The following is an 18485-nucleotide window of genomic DNA, read 5'->3' on the forward strand; positions in this document are numbered from 1 at the left end:
GTCAATGATACGGGTCTGCGGGGAACTCTTCCAACAAGCGTGTCTCCGACGCGCTCAGTCCGCCGCGAGCGTCGATGAGGTCAGGACGCTCCCGCAGCGTGCGATGCAACCGTTGCGCGCTGCGATACCGCTCGATTCGCGCATGATCGCCGCTCAACAACACGTCGGGAACGGCCTCGCCGCGGAACTCCGCCGGTCGGGTGTATTGCGGCTCCTCCAGCAGTCCCGACGCGCCGAAACTCTCGGTGATCGGGCTCTGCGCATTCCCCATCGCTCCGTCGCGAAGGCGGGTCACCGCTTCGATGATCAGGCATGCAGCGACCTCGCCACCACTGAGCACGACGTCGCCGATGCTGATCTCGTCGTCGACGAGATGCCGCCGAACCCGGTGGTCGACACCCTCGTAGCGGCCGCACAGCAGGCTGAATCCGTCGATGCTCGCCATCTCGGTCGCCATCGCCTGATCGAATCGACGGCCCCCCGGGCTGAGCAGGAACAGCGGACGGGGCGGATCAACGGCCTCCACCGACGCGAAGATCGGTTCGGGGCGCATGACCATCCCGGCACCACCGCCGAACGGTGCGTCGTCGACGGTTCGATGGCGGTCGGTGGTGTGTTCACGCAGATCGTGGCACCGCAGGTCGAGCAGGCCGCGTGTGCGTGCTCGTCCGAGCAGGCTCTCGGCGCAGAAGTCGTCGACGAGACTCGGAAAGATCGAGAACACGTCGATCCGCAGCGTCCGCGGCGTCGGGGTCCCCGCGCCTCCGACGTCGTCGGTGCCGGTCATTCGTAGCCGTCGTCGAGTTGCACTGCGAACAGACCGACCGGCACCTCGACGCTGATGACCCCATCGGCGAACGAGGTGACGAACGTCGAGGGCACCAGTGCACCGGTGTCGACCTCGATGAGGTCGGCGGCAGGATTTGCGACGACCGCTGTGCATGCTCCGTGATCGACGCCGTGCTGGTCGACGACGCGCGCTCCGATCATCTCGTGAACCCACAGCGCGTCGGGGTCGTCGACCGGCGCGGCAAAAAGCGCGGTATTGGTGAGCCGTTCGGCGGCGGTTCGGTCATCGACACCATGCAACTTGGCGATGATGCGTCCGTTGCCGGCCCGGCGGCTCGTCTCGATCACGTGGAACACGCCGGCACCGAACACTTCGGCGCCGGGTTCGACCCGATCAGTACGGTCAGTGGTCAGTTGGACGAAGATGTCGCCTCGCAACCCGTGAGGACGTCGGAGGTGACCGATCGCCAGCCAACCCGGGGGCGGCGTGGCGTCGACTCGACGGCCGGGCGCGCGGTTGGCGTCGCCGTTCGTCGACACGGATCAGTCGAGGAATTCGATGTCGATCTCGACGTCGTCTTTGCTGGCAGCAGCGCGGGTGACGGTGCGGATGCTCGCAGCGGTACGGCCACGACGGCCGATGACGCGACCGAGATCGCCGTCGCCGACACGGACATTGAGCGCCGTGCGCTCACCCGAGTCGTCGACTTCGACGGTGACGGCTTCGGGGTCGTCGACGATCGACTTGACGATGTGAGTGAGCACGGCAACCGCCGTGGCAGGGACCTCGTCGCTCACTTCGAAGCCTTGGAAGCTTCGAACTGCTCCATCGCACCGGAGATCTTGATGATCTTGGCGACGCGCTCCGTCGGCTGCGCGCCCTGGTTCAGCCACTTCACGATCTTGTCGTTGTCGACATTGATCAGCGAGGGCTCCTCGCGCGGGTTGTACTGGCCGAGAATCTCGATGAATCGGCCGTCGCGCGGTGAGCGAGCGTCAGCCGCGACAATGCGGTACTGAGGCTGCTTGGTCTTGCCAACACGGGTAAGTCGCAGCTTTACTGCCATCTGTGATCGTCACTCCTGTATTCGATTTGAGAACGTGGAAAGGCTAGCGCCTCGCTGGTCGGTCCCCTCCGGTCACCTGCGAATGCTGGTTTGCTTCGTGCGTCGAGCACCGTCGACGAACTGGCTGGAGCGAGGCTGAACCCAGCCCTCGGGGCGTCAGCGAGGGAGACCTGGAAGCCCCGGCATGCCGGGAGCCCCCGGGAGCCCGGGCAGGTTCATGCCTGACGGGTCGAAGTCGACCCCGGGTCCGAGCCCCTTCGGGCGCTTGTTGGGGCCCTTGGCGCCTTTACCACCTTTGCCACCCTTGCCCTTCTTGCCTCGGCCTCCACCGGCACCGCCGAGGACGCCCATCTTCTTCATCATCTTCTGCATCTCGTCGAACTGCTTGACGAGACGGTTGACGTCACCGACCTGCGTTCCCGAGCCGGCAGCGATACGCACTCGGCGAGAGCCGTTGATGACCTTCGGGTTCGTTCGCTCCTCCATGGTCATCGACCGGATGATCGCCTCGATGGGCTTGAGGTCGTCGTCGTCGATGTTCGCGTTCTTCAGTTCCTTCGGGATCCCCGGCATCATCGACATGAGGCTTCCCAACGACCCCATCTTCTTGATCTGCTGCATCTGCTCGAGGAAGTCGTCGAGGGTGAACTGCCCCTCCATGAGCTTCGCCGCTGCCTGCTCTGCCTGGTCTTGCTCGAAGGCCCGTTCGGCCTGCTCGATCAAGGTCAGCATGTCGCCCATGCCGAGGATGCGGCCGGCCATACGGTCGGGATGGAACTGTTCGAACTCGTTGAGCTTCTCACCGGTCGACGCGAAGGCGATCGGTCGGCCGATGACCTCCTTCACCGACAACGCGGCGCCACCGCGAGCATCGCCGTCCATCTTCGACATGATGACGCCGTCGATCTGCAGCGTCTGGTGGAACGCTTCCGCGGTCTGCACGGCGTCTTGACCGGTCATCGCGTCGATGACGAGGAAGGTGTAGTCGGGGTCGACGGCGCCCGAGATCAAACGCACCTGCTCCATCATCTCGGCGTCGATGGACAGTCGTCCGGCCGTGTCGACGATGAGCACGTCACGCCCGAGCCGCTTGGCTTCCTGGAGACCGGCCGCCGCCGTGAGCACCGGATCCTCCGGGTCGGAGAACACGGGTACGTCGATCTGCGCGCCGAGGGTGCGGAGCTGCTGCACGGCTGCCGGTCGCTGCAGGTCGGCGCCGACGAGCAAGGGCTGGCGACCCTGTGCCTTGAACCACGCCGCCAACTTGGCGGAGTTGGTCGTCTTGCCGGAGCCCTGCAGGCCGGCCATCAGCACGACCGTCGGCGGCTTCGACGCGTACGTGATCGACAACGTCTCGCCGCCGAGCGCACGCGTGAGTTCGTCGTTGACGGCCTTGATCACCTGCTGGCCCGGGTCGAGGGCCTTCGATCGGGTCGCGCCGATCGCATGTTCGCGGATCCGGTTGCACACCGAGCGGACGACGGTGACGTTGACGTCGGCCTCGAGGAGCGCCGTGCGGATCTCCTTCATCACCTCATCGACGTCGGCCTCGGTGAGGCGGCCCTTGCCGCGAATCTTCTTGACGATGCCTTCGAGTCGGCCGGAGAGATTGTCGAACATGCGGCTTCGAGGTTACCGGCTCGACATGCGCTGACCCGGCAGCCCCCAGATGTGCCATGGTGCCAGGCACGATGACCTTTCCGGGGTCAGCCGGGCCAGATCCGCACGATCACGTCATCGTCGAGTGCGACGGTGAAGCGATCGAAGCGCTCCTCGTCGGAGATCGGCGCCAACTGGTCAGCCGGGTCGTCGGGGTCGGCGTCGTAGCGAACACGCACCACGACCGTCCAGCCCGACTCAGCTGCCAGCACGGTCGCCTCGGCCATCGTGAGTCCCAGGAACGGTGCGAGATTCTCGCTGTTCATCGGGCCCGAGTAGCCCTCGGTGAAGCAGATCGCCGCGTCCTCCTGCAGGTAGGGCGGTGAATCGCCGCAGCGTCGATCGCCGCTCGACGCGCTCAACAACAAGAACCCGACGAGCCCCGCGCCGAGGATGAACACCACGACGAGGGAACGCCCTTGGCGGGCGATGTTCGTTCCTCGATCGGGCTCATGATCGGGACGGCCTCGCACGGCGATCAGCGCTCGAAGAGGGCGGCCACGAACTCGTCCGGATCGAACGGGATCAGGTCGCCGATCGTCTCTCCGATGCCGACGAGCTTGACCGGGATGCCGAGGTCGGTCTCGATCGCGAACACGATGCCGCCCTTGGCCGATCCGTCGAGCTTGGTGAGCACGACGCCGGTGACGTCGGTTGCGTCGCTGAACTCACGAGCCTGGATCAGGCCGTTCTGGCCGGTGGTGGCATCGATGACGAGCAGCGTCTCGGTGACCGTGCCCGCCCCCTTCTCCGCGACCCGACGAACCTTCTTGAGTTCCTCCATGAGATTCGACTTCGTGTGCAGACGCCCCGCGGTGTCGGCCATCACCAGATCGATACCCCGGGCCGCGGCGCGATCGACGCCATCGAAGATCACCGAACTCGGATCGCCGCCCTCTGCTCCGCGCACGAAGTCGGATCCGGACCGCTCCGCCCAGGTGTTGAGCTGTTCGGCGGCGGCCGCTCGGAACGTGTCGCCGGCGGCCAGCAGCACCGTCCGACCCGCTTCGACCTGTTGGTTGGCGAGCTTGCCGATCGTCGTGGTCTTGCCGACGCCGTTGACGCCGACGAACATCCAGACGTTGGTCTCGCTCTCTTCGAGCGGCGCGAACGTGAGCGACCGCTCGCTGCCGTGGAGACGACCGGCCATCTCGGCCTGCAGCGCATCGAGGAGTTGCCCGGGCTCGGTCAGCTCCTTGTCCTTCACGCGCTCGCGGAGACCCTCGAGCAACTCGTCGGTGATCGCGACGCCGACGTCGGCACGCAGCAGGGCCTCTTCGAGATCCTCGAAGGACTCTTCCGTGATGCCGCTGCGCCCCAGCACACCGGCGATCGCTCCCGCAAACGTCGAGCGCGCCTTGGCCAGGCGATCGCGCAGCGTGGCGGGCTCGACGGGTTCCGGTTCGACGGTTTCGGCGTCGACGACGGCCGTGTCGCCTTGCTCGGCGGCTTGACGCTCTTCGAGGATCGTTCCCGACTTGGTGGGTTTGGGAGGCGGCGCCGTCGGAGCCGTCGGCCGGGCAGCCGGTGGAGCAGCAGCGTCCCGCCGTCGGTTGACGACCACGACGCCGATCCCGAAGACGACCACCAAGACGGCCAATACGAGCAGCAGGATTTCGACAACACCCATCGCCGTCGACGCTATCGCCTCACGTCCATCTGGAGCCCGCCACCACACCCACGTCAGCGTGGTGTCAGGAGCGTCAGCGGATAGGGCGGTAGTTGGTGTTGCGGTGGTCGATGAGTCGTGCGGTGATGAGGAACACGGTTGCGAGGCAGAGGGCGGCGTGGCGGTGTGTTGCTCGGCGGTCGGTGTTGCGTTGGATTTGGCCGTAGTTGGTGAACCAGGAGTGGGTGCGTTCAGCGACCCAGCGGCGCCCGAATCCGACGAGTTGGATGCGGCCCTGACCTGGCTGGTTTCGTGGGATCACGTTCACGTCGCCGATCGTGTAGTCGGCGAGTCTGTCGGGGAGTGATTTGTAGCCGAATCCTCGGTCGAGGTGCAGGGTGCCGATCCGTGCGGTGACGGGATGTGCGGTGATCGCGTTGAGGGTGGGTTGCAACAGTCGGTAGTCCTGGCGGTTTGCGCCGTCGATGACCCAGCCGATCGGGATGCCGTCGGCGTCGACGCCGGCGCACCACTTCCAGCCCAGACGACCGTGGGTTTTCGGGCCTGCAGCGGTTCCTTCACCCCCGCACGGGGCAAAGTGTTCGCTGCCGTCGATGGTGACATGGGTCGGGTCCAGACCGATGATTCGGTCGTACGCGGCCAGTGCTTGCTCGAGCAGTTGATCGAACACCCCGGCGTCGATCCACTCGTCGCGACGGGACCGCAGGGTGGTGTCGGACACGGTGTAGCCCATCAAGAACTCGACGGTCTCCCACGATGCGCCCGTCACGAGACGAATCAACAGACCCCGCAAACAGACCAGGTCGTCGATACGGGGCCGATGACAACCCAACGGATGTTCGGGCCGGTCCGGGAGCAAGCCTCGGATCGTTTCGAACACCGCATCGTGGACTTCAGAATCGAGCGCGCGCATCATATGGGTGACCTCCCCGGTCGGTTAGTTGGGTCGCACTCGGTATGAAAACCGAGCCAACCCACCGACCGGTGGATGGTCACCTATCCGCGCGACCTCCAGACACCGTGGTGTCAGGAGCGTCAGCGGATAGGGCGGTAGTTGGTGTTGCGGTGGTCGATGAGTCGTGCGGTGATGAGGAACACGGTTGCGAGGCAGAGGGCGGCGTGGCGGTGTGTTGCTCGGCGGTCGGTGTTGCGTTGGATTTGGCCGTAGTTGGTGAACCAGGAGTGGGTGCGTTCAGCGACCCAGCGGCGCCCGAATCCGACGAGTTGGATGCGGCCCTGACCTGGCTGGTTTCGTGGGATCACGTTCACGTCGCCGATCGTGTAGTCGGCGAGTCTGTCGGGGAGTGATTTGTAGCCGAATCCTCGGTCGAGGTGCAGGGTGCCGATCCGTGCGGTGACGGGATGTGCGGTGATCGCGTTGAGGGTGGGTTGCAACAGTCGGTAGTCCTGGCGGTTTGCGCCGTCGATGACCCAGCCGATCGGGATGCCGTCGGCGTCGACGCCGGCGCACCACTTCCAGCCCAGACGACCGTGGGTTTTCGGGCCTGCAGCGGTTCCTTCACCCCCGCACGGGGCAAAGTGTTCGCTGCCGTCGATGGTGACATGGGTCGGGTCCAGACCGATGATTCGGTCGTACGCGGCCAGTGCTTGCTCGAGCAGTTGATCGAACACCCCGGCGTCGATCCACTCGTCGCGACGGGACCGCAGGGTGGTGTCGGACACGGTGTAGCCCATCAAGAACTCGACGGTCTCCCACGATGCGCCCGTCACGAGACGAATCAACAGACCCCGCAAACAGACCAGGTCGTCGATACGGGGCCGATGACAACCCAACGGATGTTCGGGCCGGTCCGGGAGCAAGCCTCGGATCGTTTCGAACACCGCATCGTGGACTTCAGAATCGAGCGCGCGCATCATATGGGTGACCTCCCCGGTCGGTTAGTTGGGTCGCACTCGGTATGAAAACCGAGCCAACCCACCGACCGGTGGATGGTCACCTATCCGCGCGACCTCCAGACACCACGTTGATGTGGGTGACCGGTCGAGGGCTCAGGTGCGGGCGGCGACGGAGTCGGAACGCTCGGTCACGACCTTGGACGAACCACCGGGTTGCATCGACACACCGAGCAGGCAGTCCCCGGCTTCCATCGTGCGCTTCTGGTGCGACACCACGATGAGCTGAGCATCTTTGCGGAACTCCTGGATGAGCCCGAGGAAGCGGTGCAAGTTGACGTCGTCGAGCGCAGCCTCGACTTCGTCCATCACGTAGAACGGTGACGGCCGCGAACGGAACACGGCGAAGAGGTACGCCAACGCGGTGAGGCTTCGCTCGCCACCCGACAGCAGCGACAGCTTCTTCACGTTCTTGCCGCTGGGCTTGGCTTCGACCTCGATGCCCGTGTTGAGCAGGTCGTCGGGATGGGTCAACTTGAGTTTGCCGGTGCCGCCGGGGAACAGCAGCGAGAACAGCTCGGTGAAGTTGGCGCTGACGTCGACGAACGCGGCGGCGAACACGTTCTGGATCTCGCCGTCGACCGCAGCGATCACCCGGGCCAATTCACGGCGGGTACTCCGGACGTCTTCGAGTTGGGCTTCGAGGAACGAATGCCGCGTTTGTAGCTCGTTGAACTCCTCGAGAGCCAGTGGGTTGATGGGACCGAGCAGACGCAGTTCGCGCTCAAGCTCTCGGACTCGGCCCGCCGGGGTCGACCCGTCCGGTAGCTCCGGCATCTCGGCCGCCTCGGCAACGGCGGGTTCGGTGTCGAGCTCACGTCGCAACGTTTCGACCGCGGCCTCCAGGCGCAGCTTCGCCTCCGCCTCGTCGAGTTCGGCCCGACGGGCCTGTTCGCGAACGACGTCGAGGCGCCGCTCGTTGTCGCTGCGGACACGACGCTGCGCGTCGAGTTCGCTCGTGAGCCCGCGCACTTCGTCGCTCTGCTGGCGTCGCTGCTCGGCAAGGTCGCCATGGTGCGCATCGACGTGTTCACGATGCCGATCGACGATCGCTGCGAGGCGGTCGATCACGGCGATCGACCGCTCGATGACGACGCGTCGATCCTGCGCCGCGGCACGCGCCTCGGCATCGGCTTCGAGACGTCGCTCGGCCTCGGCGATTCGCCGCTCGAGAATCTGTTGGCGTTCGAGGAGCCCGGCGTTGCGAACCTCGAGATCCTTGCGCTTGGACGCCAGCGCCGCGGCGCGAGCTTCGAGTTCGGCACGGAGCTGACCTCGAGCGCGAGCGGCGTCGGCTTCGGCTTGCTCGTCGGATTCGAGAGCCGGCAGCAACGCTTCGAGCTCCGAGACACGCTGTTGCTCGCGAGTGATGTTCTCGTTGGCCTCGTCGATCGCTCGGGTCAGTGTCTCGAGTTCGGCCTGGATCTCTCGGCGCTCGCCCTGCACACGGGCGAGGCCTTCCGACGCCGCGCTCAGCTTGGCGTCGTTGGCATCCATCTCGCGGTTCAAGCGGCGTTCCGTCGCCGTGGCCGACTCGGCTGCAGCTTCGGCGCGTTCCACCTCGGCGGCGGCGGCGGCCAGATCGGCTGCCGCTGACTCCGCCGCAGCCTCTGCAGCATCGAGCGCGGCGGCCGTTGCGCCCCCACCGGCCGCGCCGATGCGCCACCCGCTGAGCCCGAACCGGTCGCCGGCCTCGGTGACGACGACGAGCTCGGGATGCCCCAGAGCGATGTCGAGCGCCTCGTTGACGCTGCCCACGCGCAACGCCCCACCGAGCAGCCCGTCGAGCAGTCCCGTCACGTCGGGATCGTTGGAGCGGACATGCGGGCGGACCGCCTCACCGATGTCCGGCGTGACATTCCCGCCGGGACGCGCACCGAGCGCGATGACCGCTCCACTCGTGTCGGAACTACGCAGCGCATCGAGCGCACGACGGGCGGCTGCCGGATCGCTCACCACGACGGCGGTCAACGACTCACCGAGGGCCGCCTCGACCGACGCCTGCCATCCGTCGTCGATCTCGATCAGGTCGAGCAGCGTCCCGAGTACGCCGTCGACGCCGGCCAGACGCTCGGCGCCAGCACGGGCGCGGGCCGCGTCGAGTGCCATCTGCAGCGCCTCGACGCGTGCCGCGGATGTCGATGCAGCGTCGGCGGCAGTGGCGCGCACGGCGCGAGCCCCTTCGAGCGTGGCCACCGCAGCTGCGAGGGCGACCTCGGCGGCTTCGACCTGGTCGTAGAGCGGACCCTCGACCTCGCCGGCTTCGTCGCACTCGGCACGGAAACGGGTCATCTCGTCGTCGGCCAACTGCACTCGCTCAGCCAGGGATTCGTGGCGAGCTGTCGCCCGACGGAGCTCGCCGTCGAAGCGCTCCATCGCCGACCGCACCGACCGGAGTTCGCCGCGCACCTCGGCGGCAGCGCTCGCCGCTTTCGACGCGGACTGATCGCTCCCGACAGCCTCGAGCACCTGTTTGCGCTCGGCCCGGAACGCGGTCTCCTCGTCGTCGAGTGCGACCGCGGCGGGCTCGAACGTCTCGAGTTCGTCGATGACGGCCACCAGTTCGTCGCGAAAGCGTGCAGCGTCTGCTTCGAGGTTGGCAACCACGCCGGCGTCGAGCAATTGTCCGCGATCGCGTTCCAGCGAACGTCGGCGCTCCGCGAGGACGGCTCCGAGGCCACGAGCGCGCTCGCGGAGCTGCTCCACACGCGCCAGGCGATCACCGATGTCGCTGGCACCGCGTGCACTCAGTTGTGCTTCGAGCGCCATGACCGAGGTGTCGAGCGACGCGAGCGACTGCTTCAGCTCGCGCTCGGCATCGGCGCTCTCGATCTTCAACACGGCCAGCGATTCGAGCTTGGTTCGCAGCGCGACGATCTCGCGTCCGGCAACGAACAGCTTGAGAGCACCGAGTTCCTCGATCAACGAGCCGTGGCGCTCGGCTGCCTTCGCCTGCCGTTCGAGCGGACGCAATTGCCGTCGCACCTCGCGCAGCAGGTCCTGCACGCGCAGCAGATTCGCCTCCGTGGCATCGAGACGGCGCTCGGCCTTCTCCTTGCGCTTGCGAAATTTCAGCACGCCCGCGGCTTCTTCGATGATCGCCCGCCGCTCCTCGGGGCGAGCGTTGAGCACCGCGTCAATCTGTCCCTGGCTGACGATGACGTGCTGCTGGCGGCCCACGCCGGCATCGGACAGCAGTTCCTGCACGTCGAGGAGGCGACACGACACGCCGTTGATCATGTAGTCCGAGTCACCGTTGCGGAACAGGATGCGCGTGATGGTGACTTCGTTGAACTCGACGCCGAGCGTCCCGTCGGAGTTGTCGATCGTGATCGACACCTCGGCCCGTCCGAGCGCTGGCCGCGAGGAGGTCCCGGCGAAGATGACGTCGTCCATCTTCTGGCTCCGGACCGCCTTGGGAGACTGAGCGCCGAGCACCCAGGCCATCGCGTCGACGACGTTCGACTTGCCCGACCCATTGGGGCCCACGACGACGGTGACGCCGGGTTCGAGTTCCATCTTCGTGGACTCGGCAAACGACTTGAACCCTTTGAGGGTGAGACTCTTCAGAAACACAGCGGCCCTACGCTAACTGTCGCAACCCGGCGCAACCGACTGCCCGTCGAAAACGTCTGCAGCCACGGACGATCCCCGCCGGTCATCGCTGACACACCGGGCAGAAGTGGGTGCCCCGACCACCGGTCACCGTGCGACGAATCCACCCACGGCCGCAGGTCTCGCAACGTTCACCGCCGCGTGCGTACACGCGATGGTCGTCCTGATACGACCCCTCGACGCCCATCAGATCGACGTACTGAGCGTCGCTCAACGTCGAGCCTCCGGCCTCGATGGCCGCGACGAGCACTTCGACGATCGACTCGTGGAGCCGTGCGGTGGCGCGAGCATCGAGGGTGTTGGCGGGCCGATCGGGGCGGAGCCGTGCGCGATGCAAGATCTCGTCGCCGTAGATGTTGCCGATCCCCGCGATGCGGTGTTGGTCGAGCAGCAGCGGCTTGAGCGCCTGGCGGGTCGATCGAACGATCGCCCGGAGGTCGGCACGAGTGAACGAGTCGGCGATGGGGTCGATGCCGAGCCGGGCGATCTCGGGCAACTCGCTATCCACGCGATCCGGGTCGTACACGACGACCTCGCCGAACGTCCGCGGGTCGACGAACCACGCTTCGAAGCCGTCATCGAGGTGCAGCACCACGTGCGTGTGCGAAGGCCTCGGCCGGGTGCGCTCGGCGATCAGGACCTGACCGCTCATACGAAGATGGATCATCATCGACTCGCCAGTGTCGAGCGGCAACAACAGGTACTTTCCGCGTCGATCGGCGGCGAGCACCGTCGTACCGGTCAGCCCGACGATCAGCGCCTCGCGCGAGGTCCGCCGGACCACGCGTTCGCGCCCGACCTCGACACGTTCGATCCGGCGCCCTACCAGGTGCCGATCGAGTCCGCGCCGGACGGTCTCGACCTCCGGCAACTCAGGCATCGCAGCGTTCCGACACCTTGTTCACCGGAATCGGCCGGACGCGCTCGGTCGAAGCGCGCACCGCCAAGGTCTCGATCGTCATGGCCGGTCGCGCAGCTCGAACGTCGAGCACGCCGCCGCAGCAGCGAGTTGCTCGGCCGCCTTCTTCGATCCGCCGGTTCCTTCACCGCAGCGCCGCCCGTCGATCGTGACCACGGCGGTGTACACCTTTGCGTGGTCGGGTCCGACGGACGTCGACGAGTACGCCGGCGCCCCGGCGCCGGCGCGCGCACACAGTTCCTGGAGTTGCGTCTTGTTGTCGAGTTCGTGCAGCCGATCGATCGAGACCGCCAGGCGTGGGGCGACATGGCGCTCGACGAGGCTGTACGCAGCCTCGGTCCCGCCATCGAGATACACCGCCCCGAGGATCGCCTCGAAGGCGTCCGACAGGATCGACGGTTTGCGGGCTCCGCCTGCAGCAGACTCCCCCTTCCCCAACAACAGGTGCGGTCCGACGTCGAGCGACTCGGCCACCGCGGCGAGTGCACCTGCGTTCACCACGCTCTTGCGGAGGTCGGTGAGTTGCCCTTCCGGTATCGACTCGAAGCGTCGGTAAGCGATGTCGGCAATCACCCAACCGAGCACGGCATCGCCGAGGAATTCGAGCCGTTCGTTGCTCGCCACGGCGCCGTGTTCCGCGCACCACGAGCGGTGCGCCATGGCCTGGCGTAGCAGCGACGGATCGTCGAATCGGTATCCGATCCGCTCGGCGAGTACGTCGAGCTGCGGCGCGTCGTCGACCACGGTGCTCGATCTCGCCCGGAGATCAGCCTTGCTTCGAGCGTTCGAAGACGTAGTCGACGGCGTCACGGACGGTCTTGAGATCTTCGAGGTCTTCGTCTTCGATGCGGAAGCCGACGGTGCGCTCGCCGATGTCTTCCTCGAGCGCTTCGACGAGTTCGATCAATGCGAGCGAGTCCGCGTCGAGGTCGTCGACGAACGACTGGCCTTCGGTGATGGTCGACGGTTCGATCTCGAGGATGTCGGCCAGGTGATCGCGGACGATCCGAAGGATCTCATCGCGGTCGAGTGGCGGCTGTTCCACGTGCGTGTCAGCGGGCATCGTCGGAGCTTACCGTCGTGGTTCGCCGGGCCGGATCAGTCGGCAGCGGTGACACTCGCGATCGCCGCCGTGATCTCGGCGGTGATCGCGTGGTCGACCATGTCTTTGGCGACACCGATCCCGTTGCGGATCGCCTCCGCGCTCGAGGAGCCGTGCGAAATGATGCAGACCCCGTCGACACCGAGCAGGATCGCGCCACCGTAGGTGTCGGGGCTCAACGTCGCGTAGAGCGGCAGCAGCGCTGGCATCAACGCGTCGGCGTGCGACTTGAACTCGTCGGGCTCGAACGCCTGCAGCAGCGCGCCGATGACGGACTTCATGCCACCTTCGAGCGTCTTGAGCACCACGTTGCCGGTGAACCCGTCGGTGACGCAGACGTCGACCTCGTCGCTCATGATGTCGCGACCCTCGACGTTGCCGATGAAGTTGATCCCCGGCGTCCGTTCGAGCAGCTCGTAGGTCTCTTTGCGGAGCGTGTCACCCTTCGACGCTTCCTCCCCGATCGACAGCAGACCGACACGCGGGTTGTCGATGTCGAAGCGATGACGAGCGTAGATCGAACCCATCTGGCCGAACTGGGCGAGCCAATCGGATTGCACCTCGGCATTGGCTCCGGCGTCGAGCAGCACGGTGGGCGTGTGACCCGGAACCGGGATGGGTGTGGCGATGGCCGGGCGCTTGACCCCCTTGATGCGACCCATCCGCAGCAGGGCCGAGGCCATGGTCGCACCGGTGTTGCCGGCACTGATCATCGCGCTCGCCCGCCCGTCGCGAACCGCCTCGGCGGCACGCACGAGCGTGGAGTCCTTCTTGCGACGCACGCCCGATGCGGGGTCGTCGTGCATGCCGATGACCTCGCTCGCCTCGATGAGGTCGAGCAGTCGACCGTCGGCGGTTTCACGACCGGCGAGATCATGGGGCCCGACCAGCACGACGGGGATCCCGTCGGCTGCAGCCTGATGGGCACCGGCGAGGATCGGGCCAGGAGCACGGTCTCCGCCGAGCGCGTCGACGGCGATGGGAAGCATGCTCAGAAACCGATCAGCGTGTCATGAGGTCGGTCGAACGAGTCGGCCGAACAGCTCAGCTGTTGACGTCGACGACGTAGCGGTCGCGGTACCAACCGCACGACGGGCAGACCGTGTGCGGGACCTTCGCCGCGCTGCAGCGAGGGCAGATGCTGCGAGCAGGCGCTTTGAGCGTCCACGCGCTCGCACGGCGACTGCGGGTCTTTGCTTTGGAAGTCTTCTTCTTCGGGACAGCCATCGTTCGCTCTCGTTCTCGTCAACCGACCGTTTGGGATCAGGTACCACCGGCCGGTCGTCAGGGCCGCATCACGATATCGGACGCACCGGACACTCCAACACGTCGTCGCTCGACGCCATGAACCCATGCCTCACCCATGCCTCACCCATGCCTCGACCCATGCCTTGCCGGCATGTCACTCGTCGAAGCGAAGCCCCTCGAGTGCCGCCCATCGATCGTCGCGGACGGTCGTGTCACAGTCGCACGCTGCGATTCCGCCCCACGCCCCGCCGTCGCCGGCGGCGTTGCGGTCGATGCCACACACCGGGCACAAGCCAGCGCAGTCGACTCGGCACAGGCGTTCCTCGCCGAGTTCGAGCAGCGCTGTCTGGCGGGCCATCGGCGCCAAGTCGAGTTGGTTGTTCTCGATCGGGAAGGCCTCGTCGTCGGTGACAGTCGTCTGATACAGCTCGTCGACTCGAGCGCGGATCACCCCGGACAGGTCCTGCAGGCAACGACGACACGCTCCGGTCCACGGGGCCGACACGGTCCCACGCACGGTGATCCCGTCGTTGATCGCCTCCAACTCGACCGCCACCGTCACGTCACCCGACAGCGCCGAGTGTTCGATGTCGAGCGCATGGGCCGACACCGTGGCGTCGATCTCCTTGATCGCTCCGGGTTGGCGCAGGAGTTCCACCGCGTTCACCCGGAGTTCGCGCAACCCGTCGTCGTTCATGGTGCTCAGGCTACGAACTCTCGCTCGTCCCCCACGCTCGCCCATCGCGGCGATGCGGCACGTAACGGTCAGAGATCCTGATCGAAGAACGCGTTGGTCGGATCGTCGTCGGGCCCCTCTGCCGGAGCCGGATCGGCGGCGGTGCCGATCGAGAGGCGTTGACGACCGGCGTGCACGGTCTTGGACAGCTTGTCGAGGAGGATCTCGAACGATCCGAGCCGCTGGTCGAGGAAGTCCTCGGTCTCGTGCTTGAGGCGGCGAGAGTCGGCCTCGGCGGTCTCCATGACCTGGCGAGCGCGTTGCTCGGCGGCCCGAACGACCTCGGTTCGCTGCACCATTCGTTCGGCTCGGACGCGGGCTGCTTCGAGCAACTCGTCGGCTTCGCGCCGGGTCTTCGCGACGAAGTCCTGGCGTTCCTTGAGCATCCAGCGCGCTTGGCGGAGTTCGTCCGGGAGACGATTCAGCGACTCTTCCAGCAACTCGATCAGGTCGTCGCGATCGATGCGCGGTGACGACGACAGCGGCATCGTCGGTGCGGTGGCGACGACGTCGATCGCGCGGCGCAGCAACGTCTCCGCATCGCCCACGTAGGCAGCCGGGCCGCCCTCGGGGTACTCGTCGTCGACGACGTCGTCGTAGTCGTTGGAATCGTCCCGGTACCGGTCGTCGTGATGGTCGTAGGTCATCGATTCTCAGTTCCCGTCATGGCTGTGCTGATCGAATTCGGCCGCCAGCGCGTGGGCGACGGCCAGCGGCACCAGGTGCGCGATGTCGCCACCGTACTTCGCGATCTCTCGTACGAAGCGGCTACTCACGAAGCTGAGATCGGGGCGGCTCGGCACGAAGACGGTCCGCACCCCTGAGGTCGAGTGATTCATCTGCGCCATCTGCTGCTCGATCTCGAAATCACCCGGCGTGCGCAGCCCCTTGACGATGAAGTCGACCTCTGCGGCGCGGGCGGCCTGTGTCGTAAGTCCGGCGTGCTTCTCGACGCTGACGTGAGGCAGATGTGCAGTCGCCGCCTCGGCGAGTTCCACGCGCCGGTCGACGCTGAACATTCCCGAGTCCTTGGCGAAGTTGTAGAGCACCGCGACGATCACCTCGCCGAAGAGCTCACACGCTTGCTCGATGACGTCGAGGTGGCCGAGGTGCAGCGGATCGAAGCTTCCCGGGTACAAGACTCGACATGTCGGTCGCTCGCTGTCGTTGCTGGCGCTCATGGACGCAACAACCTAGTCAGCGGTGCGCTCGAGAAAACCGACCCACGTGCGCCCGTACCGCTTCGTTCGCCTCGCGGTCCAGCCCGGTGGAGGCTTCACCTCGCGTCCGGACTCGGTGACCACCATGTCGGCGCGCACGGTCGCGAGCAGCGTGTCCCACCCGTCGAAGTCGTACGGGGGGTCGGCGAAGACGATGTCGACATCGAGGGTCGCCGACGCCGGCACGGCATCGGAGCGCATCACTCTGGACCGATCACCCAGGTCGAGCGTCGCGAGATTCTCGTCGAGCGAACGCAGCGCGTTGCGGTCCCGTTCGACGAACGTGCAGTGGGCGGCCCCGCGCGACAGCGCTTCGATGCCGACCGCTCCCGACCCGGCGAACAGGTCGGCCACGACGGCGCCGTCGAGCAGCCCGGCGCTGCCGAGCGAGTTGAACATCGCCTCGCGGACCCGGTCGGTCGTCGGCCGAGTGGCAGTCCCCTCCGGAGACACCAACTTGCGACCACCCAACTCACCCGCGACGACACGCATGGGTGCAGGCTACGGGCCGAACATGCCAACGTGCCTGGCACCATGACCTCCACCATGACCTCCACCATGACCCCACGTGCCATCGTGCCTGGCACCATGACCTCCACCATGACCTGGGGACGTGGTTGATCGGGGCAGACTGGTGGCGTGTTGGCTCCTCCCCCACAGATCACGTGCATCGATTGCGGCGGAAGGTGCTTTCTGTTGACGCACCCGCCGGAGGACGGCATCTGGGAAGTCGGCGAGGCCGTCGCGTATCGCTGCGAGGACTGCCTCGACCGATGGGACCTCGTGCTCGAGGAGTCCGACATCGAAACCGACGGCCGCCCCGACTGGTAGCGCGCCAGAATGCGCTGCTCGCCGCCAGCGTCAGCGGGATTCGAGCGCGATGCGCTTCTTGGTCGCTGCCCAACTACAGATCGGACACCTCGTCAGGTCGTGGCGTTTGGCGGGGCAGTGTTCGCGGCCGAAGTAGATGATCTGGAGGTGGCGATCACTCCACGTCTCGACCGGGAACACTGCCTTCAGGTCCTTCTCCGTGCGTTCGACGGTGGTCCCGTTCGACAGACCCCAGCGCGCCGCCAACCGATGGATGTGGGTGTCGACGGCGAACGCCGGCACACCGAATACCCCGCCCATCACGACCGACGCGGTCTTGTGGCCGACGCCCGCGAGCGACTCGAGGAACTCCCAGTCGCCGATGATCTCGCCGCCGGCATCGACGATCTGATTGGCCATCAGCCACAGGTTCTTCGCCTTGGTCGGAGCCAACCCGACCGTCTTGATGTAGCCCAGGATCTCCTCGGGATCCAGCGCCGCCATCTTCTCTGGTGTGTCGGCGACTGCGAACAACGCCGGTGTCACCTCGTTGACCTTCTTGTCCGTGGTCTGCGCCGAGAGCGCCACGGCGACGAGGAGGGTATAGGGATCCTTGTGGTCGAGCGGCACCGGCGGATTCGGGTACAACTCCTCCAGGATCACTCCGATCCGGTCGGCTTTCTCCTGGCGACGCATGCGGGGACCATATCGCTGCGACCTCGTCCGGGCCCAGCGACGCCACACGGTTCACGGCCGATTCACGCTGTCTCGTCAGGATCGTCCCATGAGATTCCGCCCAACCGCCGTCGTCCTCGCCATGCTCCTCACCGGCTCCGCCATCGGCGTCGTGGTGCAACAGTCCGCATCGGCCACCGTCTCCAGCGGTGACCGGCCCGTCCTGATCTCGATTTCACCCTGCCGACTCGCCGACACGCGTCCGAACCTCCAGGTCGGTCCGCAGAGCGGCAAGATCGCGGCGGCGGAGACGCTCACCTTCGACACTCAGAACGCCACCACGCAATGCGCCGGGCAGATTCCGACCGATGCGGTGGCGATCTCCACGAACATCACCGCACTCGGAGCGACCCAACTCTCGTTTCTGACGATCTGGCCGAGCGGCCCACGCCCGCTCGCTGCGTCGCTCAACCCGGCTCCGGGTGAACCGCCGACCCCCAACGCCGTCGTGACCAGCGTCGACGACGGCCAGTTCAACATCTACAACGACGCCGGCGAGACCCACGTGGTCATCGACATCAACGGCTATTACGTGAACCACGACCACGACGACAAGTACGGCGACCCGGGCCCGTCGACCGAGGCCACCGTCAGCGTCGGCGCTGCAGCGTTCGATGCCTGGAGCACCAACATCAGCTGGCAGAAGGACCTCACCCTCGGCACGACGGCAGGGGGCGCATGGATCACCGGGATGCCCTACGCCCAGGGTCCCGGCGTCGTCTCGGGACTCGCCGCACCACTCACACTTCCGCACGGCGCCACGATCACGTCCGCCACGGCGTACTTCACCGACGACACCGCGCTGGCCTCGCTGAACTTCCAGATCCGCTGCGAGGAGTTCGACGGCGGGACGAAGATCGTCGCCCAGGGCGACTCGGTGGCCGCACCGGCGACCGGCGAGGACGTCATGTCGATCACGACGACCAACGCAACCGTCGACAACGAGTCGTGCAGCTACTTCTTCATCGCCGAGTCGAGTTCGTGGGCCTCCGAACTGGACGCCCTGAAGATCCGCGGCGTCTCGATCACCACCCAGTGACT

The 18485-nt window shown here is 66.3% G+C and carries 22 protein-coding genes; 2 read left to right on the forward strand and 20 right to left on the reverse strand.

Features of this window, described 5'->3' with window-relative positions:
• Window position 1: 1 nt before the first annotated feature.
• From trmD to rsmD, 19 genes are all read right to left on the reverse strand, one after another.
• Window positions 2-787, reverse strand: a complete 786-nt coding sequence (trmD, locus tag ACE37B_RS03340; protein WP_409921861.1) for a tRNA (guanosine(37)-N1)-methyltransferase TrmD — start codon at window positions 785-787, stop codon at window positions 2-4.
• On the reverse strand, window positions 784-1329 hold the full coding sequence (locus tag ACE37B_RS03345) for a ribosome maturation factor RimM (RefSeq protein ID WP_409921862.1): 546 nt from the start codon (window positions 1327-1329) through the stop codon (window positions 784-786). Before ACE37B_RS03345 ends, trmD begins: the two co-directional genes overlap by 4 nt.
• A gap of 3 nt (window positions 1330-1332) precedes the next feature.
• Window positions 1333-1587, reverse strand: coding sequence for a KH domain-containing protein (locus tag ACE37B_RS03350; RefSeq protein WP_409921863.1), 255 nt, complete (start codon window positions 1585-1587; stop codon window positions 1333-1335).
• Window positions 1584-1856 carry a 30S ribosomal protein S16 gene (gene rpsP / locus ACE37B_RS03355; RefSeq protein ID WP_409921864.1) on the reverse strand — a complete coding sequence of 91 codons (273 nt, stop codon included), beginning with the start codon at window positions 1854-1856 and terminating at the stop codon, window positions 1584-1586. Before rpsP ends, ACE37B_RS03350 begins: the two co-directional genes overlap by 4 nt.
• 156 nt (window positions 1857-2012) lie before the next feature.
• Entirely contained in the window at window positions 2013-3476 is a 1464-nt protein-coding gene (ffh, locus tag ACE37B_RS03360) for a signal recognition particle protein (RefSeq protein WP_409921865.1), read from the reverse strand.
• An 86-nt stretch (window positions 3477-3562) separates the two neighbouring features.
• Window positions 3563-3988, reverse strand: a complete 426-nt coding sequence (locus ACE37B_RS03365) for a hypothetical protein (protein ID WP_409921866.1) — start codon at window positions 3986-3988, stop codon at window positions 3563-3565.
• A 5-nt stretch (window positions 3989-3993) separates the two neighbouring features.
• The gene (gene ftsY / locus ACE37B_RS03370; RefSeq protein ID WP_409921867.1) at window positions 3994-5145 is read right to left on the reverse strand and encodes a signal recognition particle-docking protein FtsY; all 1152 of its coding nucleotides are present in this window, start codon (window positions 5143-5145) and stop codon (window positions 3994-3996) included.
• A gap of 73 nt (window positions 5146-5218) precedes the next feature.
• Window positions 5219-6061 carry an IS5 family transposase gene (locus ACE37B_RS03375; protein WP_409921328.1) on the reverse strand — a complete coding sequence of 281 codons (843 nt, stop codon included), beginning with the start codon at window positions 6059-6061 and terminating at the stop codon, window positions 5219-5221.
• Between the two features lie 119 nt (window positions 6062-6180).
• Window positions 6181-7023, reverse strand: a complete 843-nt coding sequence (locus ACE37B_RS03380) for an IS5 family transposase (protein WP_409921328.1) — start codon at window positions 7021-7023, stop codon at window positions 6181-6183.
• Window positions 7024-7155: 132 nt separating this feature from the next.
• Complete coding sequence (smc, locus tag ACE37B_RS03385) at window positions 7156-10635, reverse strand: chromosome segregation protein SMC (protein ID WP_409921868.1); 3480 nt, start codon at window positions 10633-10635, stop codon at window positions 7156-7158.
• Window positions 10636-10717: 82 nt separating this feature from the next.
• Window positions 10718-11554 (reverse strand): bifunctional DNA-formamidopyrimidine glycosylase/DNA-(apurinic or apyrimidinic site) lyase, encoded by an 837-nt coding sequence (mutM, locus tag ACE37B_RS03390; RefSeq protein ID WP_409921869.1) that lies wholly within the window; start codon window positions 11552-11554, stop codon window positions 10718-10720.
• A 78-nt stretch (window positions 11555-11632) separates the two neighbouring features.
• Complete coding sequence (rnc, locus tag ACE37B_RS03395) at window positions 11633-12337, reverse strand: ribonuclease III (RefSeq protein ID WP_409921870.1); 705 nt, start codon at window positions 12335-12337, stop codon at window positions 11633-11635.
• A 22-nt stretch (window positions 12338-12359) separates the two neighbouring features.
• Window positions 12360-12656 carry an acyl carrier protein gene (locus tag ACE37B_RS03400; RefSeq protein ID WP_409921871.1) on the reverse strand — a complete coding sequence of 99 codons (297 nt, stop codon included), beginning with the start codon at window positions 12654-12656 and terminating at the stop codon, window positions 12360-12362.
• A 35-nt stretch (window positions 12657-12691) separates the two neighbouring features.
• Entirely contained in the window at window positions 12692-13684 is a 993-nt protein-coding gene (plsX, locus tag ACE37B_RS03405; RefSeq protein WP_409921872.1) for a phosphate acyltransferase PlsX, read from the reverse strand.
• A 55-nt stretch (window positions 13685-13739) separates the two neighbouring features.
• Window positions 13740-13922 carry a 50S ribosomal protein L32 gene (gene rpmF / locus ACE37B_RS03410; RefSeq protein ID WP_409921873.1) on the reverse strand — a complete coding sequence of 61 codons (183 nt, stop codon included), beginning with the start codon at window positions 13920-13922 and terminating at the stop codon, window positions 13740-13742.
• A 175-nt stretch (window positions 13923-14097) separates the two neighbouring features.
• Window positions 14098-14640: a YceD family protein gene (locus ACE37B_RS03415; protein ID WP_409921874.1), complete on the reverse strand. Its 543-nt coding sequence runs from the start codon at window positions 14638-14640 to the stop codon at window positions 14098-14100.
• Between the two features lie 68 nt (window positions 14641-14708).
• Entirely contained in the window at window positions 14709-15326 is a 618-nt protein-coding gene (locus ACE37B_RS03420; protein ID WP_409921875.1) for a hypothetical protein, read from the reverse strand.
• A gap of 6 nt (window positions 15327-15332) precedes the next feature.
• Window positions 15333-15860, reverse strand: a complete 528-nt coding sequence (gene coaD / locus ACE37B_RS03425; RefSeq protein ID WP_409921876.1) for a pantetheine-phosphate adenylyltransferase — start codon at window positions 15858-15860, stop codon at window positions 15333-15335.
• 12 nt (window positions 15861-15872) lie between these two features.
• A complete protein-coding gene (rsmD, locus tag ACE37B_RS03430) occupies window positions 15873-16391 on the reverse strand; it encodes a 16S rRNA (guanine(966)-N(2))-methyltransferase RsmD (protein WP_409921877.1) in 519 nt (172 codons plus the stop codon).
• Between the two features lie 204 nt (window positions 16392-16595).
• On the opposite strand from rsmD, the gene ACE37B_RS03435 reads away from it, so the two are divergent.
• Window positions 16596-16730: a hypothetical protein gene (locus ACE37B_RS03435; protein ID WP_409921878.1), complete on the forward strand. Its 135-nt coding sequence runs from the start codon at window positions 16596-16598 to the stop codon at window positions 16728-16730.
• 30 nt (window positions 16731-16760) lie between these two features.
• Here the strand turns inward: ACE37B_RS03435 and nth are convergent, their stop codons facing one another.
• On the reverse strand, window positions 16761-17405 hold the full coding sequence (gene nth / locus ACE37B_RS03440) for an endonuclease III domain-containing protein (RefSeq protein WP_409921879.1): 645 nt from the start codon (window positions 17403-17405) through the stop codon (window positions 16761-16763).
• 88 nt (window positions 17406-17493) lie between these two features.
• Between nth and ACE37B_RS03445 the strand changes: the two genes are divergently transcribed.
• Window positions 17494-18483 (forward strand): hypothetical protein, encoded by a 990-nt coding sequence (locus ACE37B_RS03445; RefSeq protein ID WP_409921880.1) that lies wholly within the window; start codon window positions 17494-17496, stop codon window positions 18481-18483.
• The last annotated feature ends 2 nt before the right edge of the window (window positions 18484-18485 follow it).

The organism is Ilumatobacter sp., from assembly GCF_046290335.1.
Classification (GTDB): Bacteria; Actinomycetota; Acidimicrobiia; order Acidimicrobiales; family Ilumatobacteraceae; genus Ilumatobacter_A.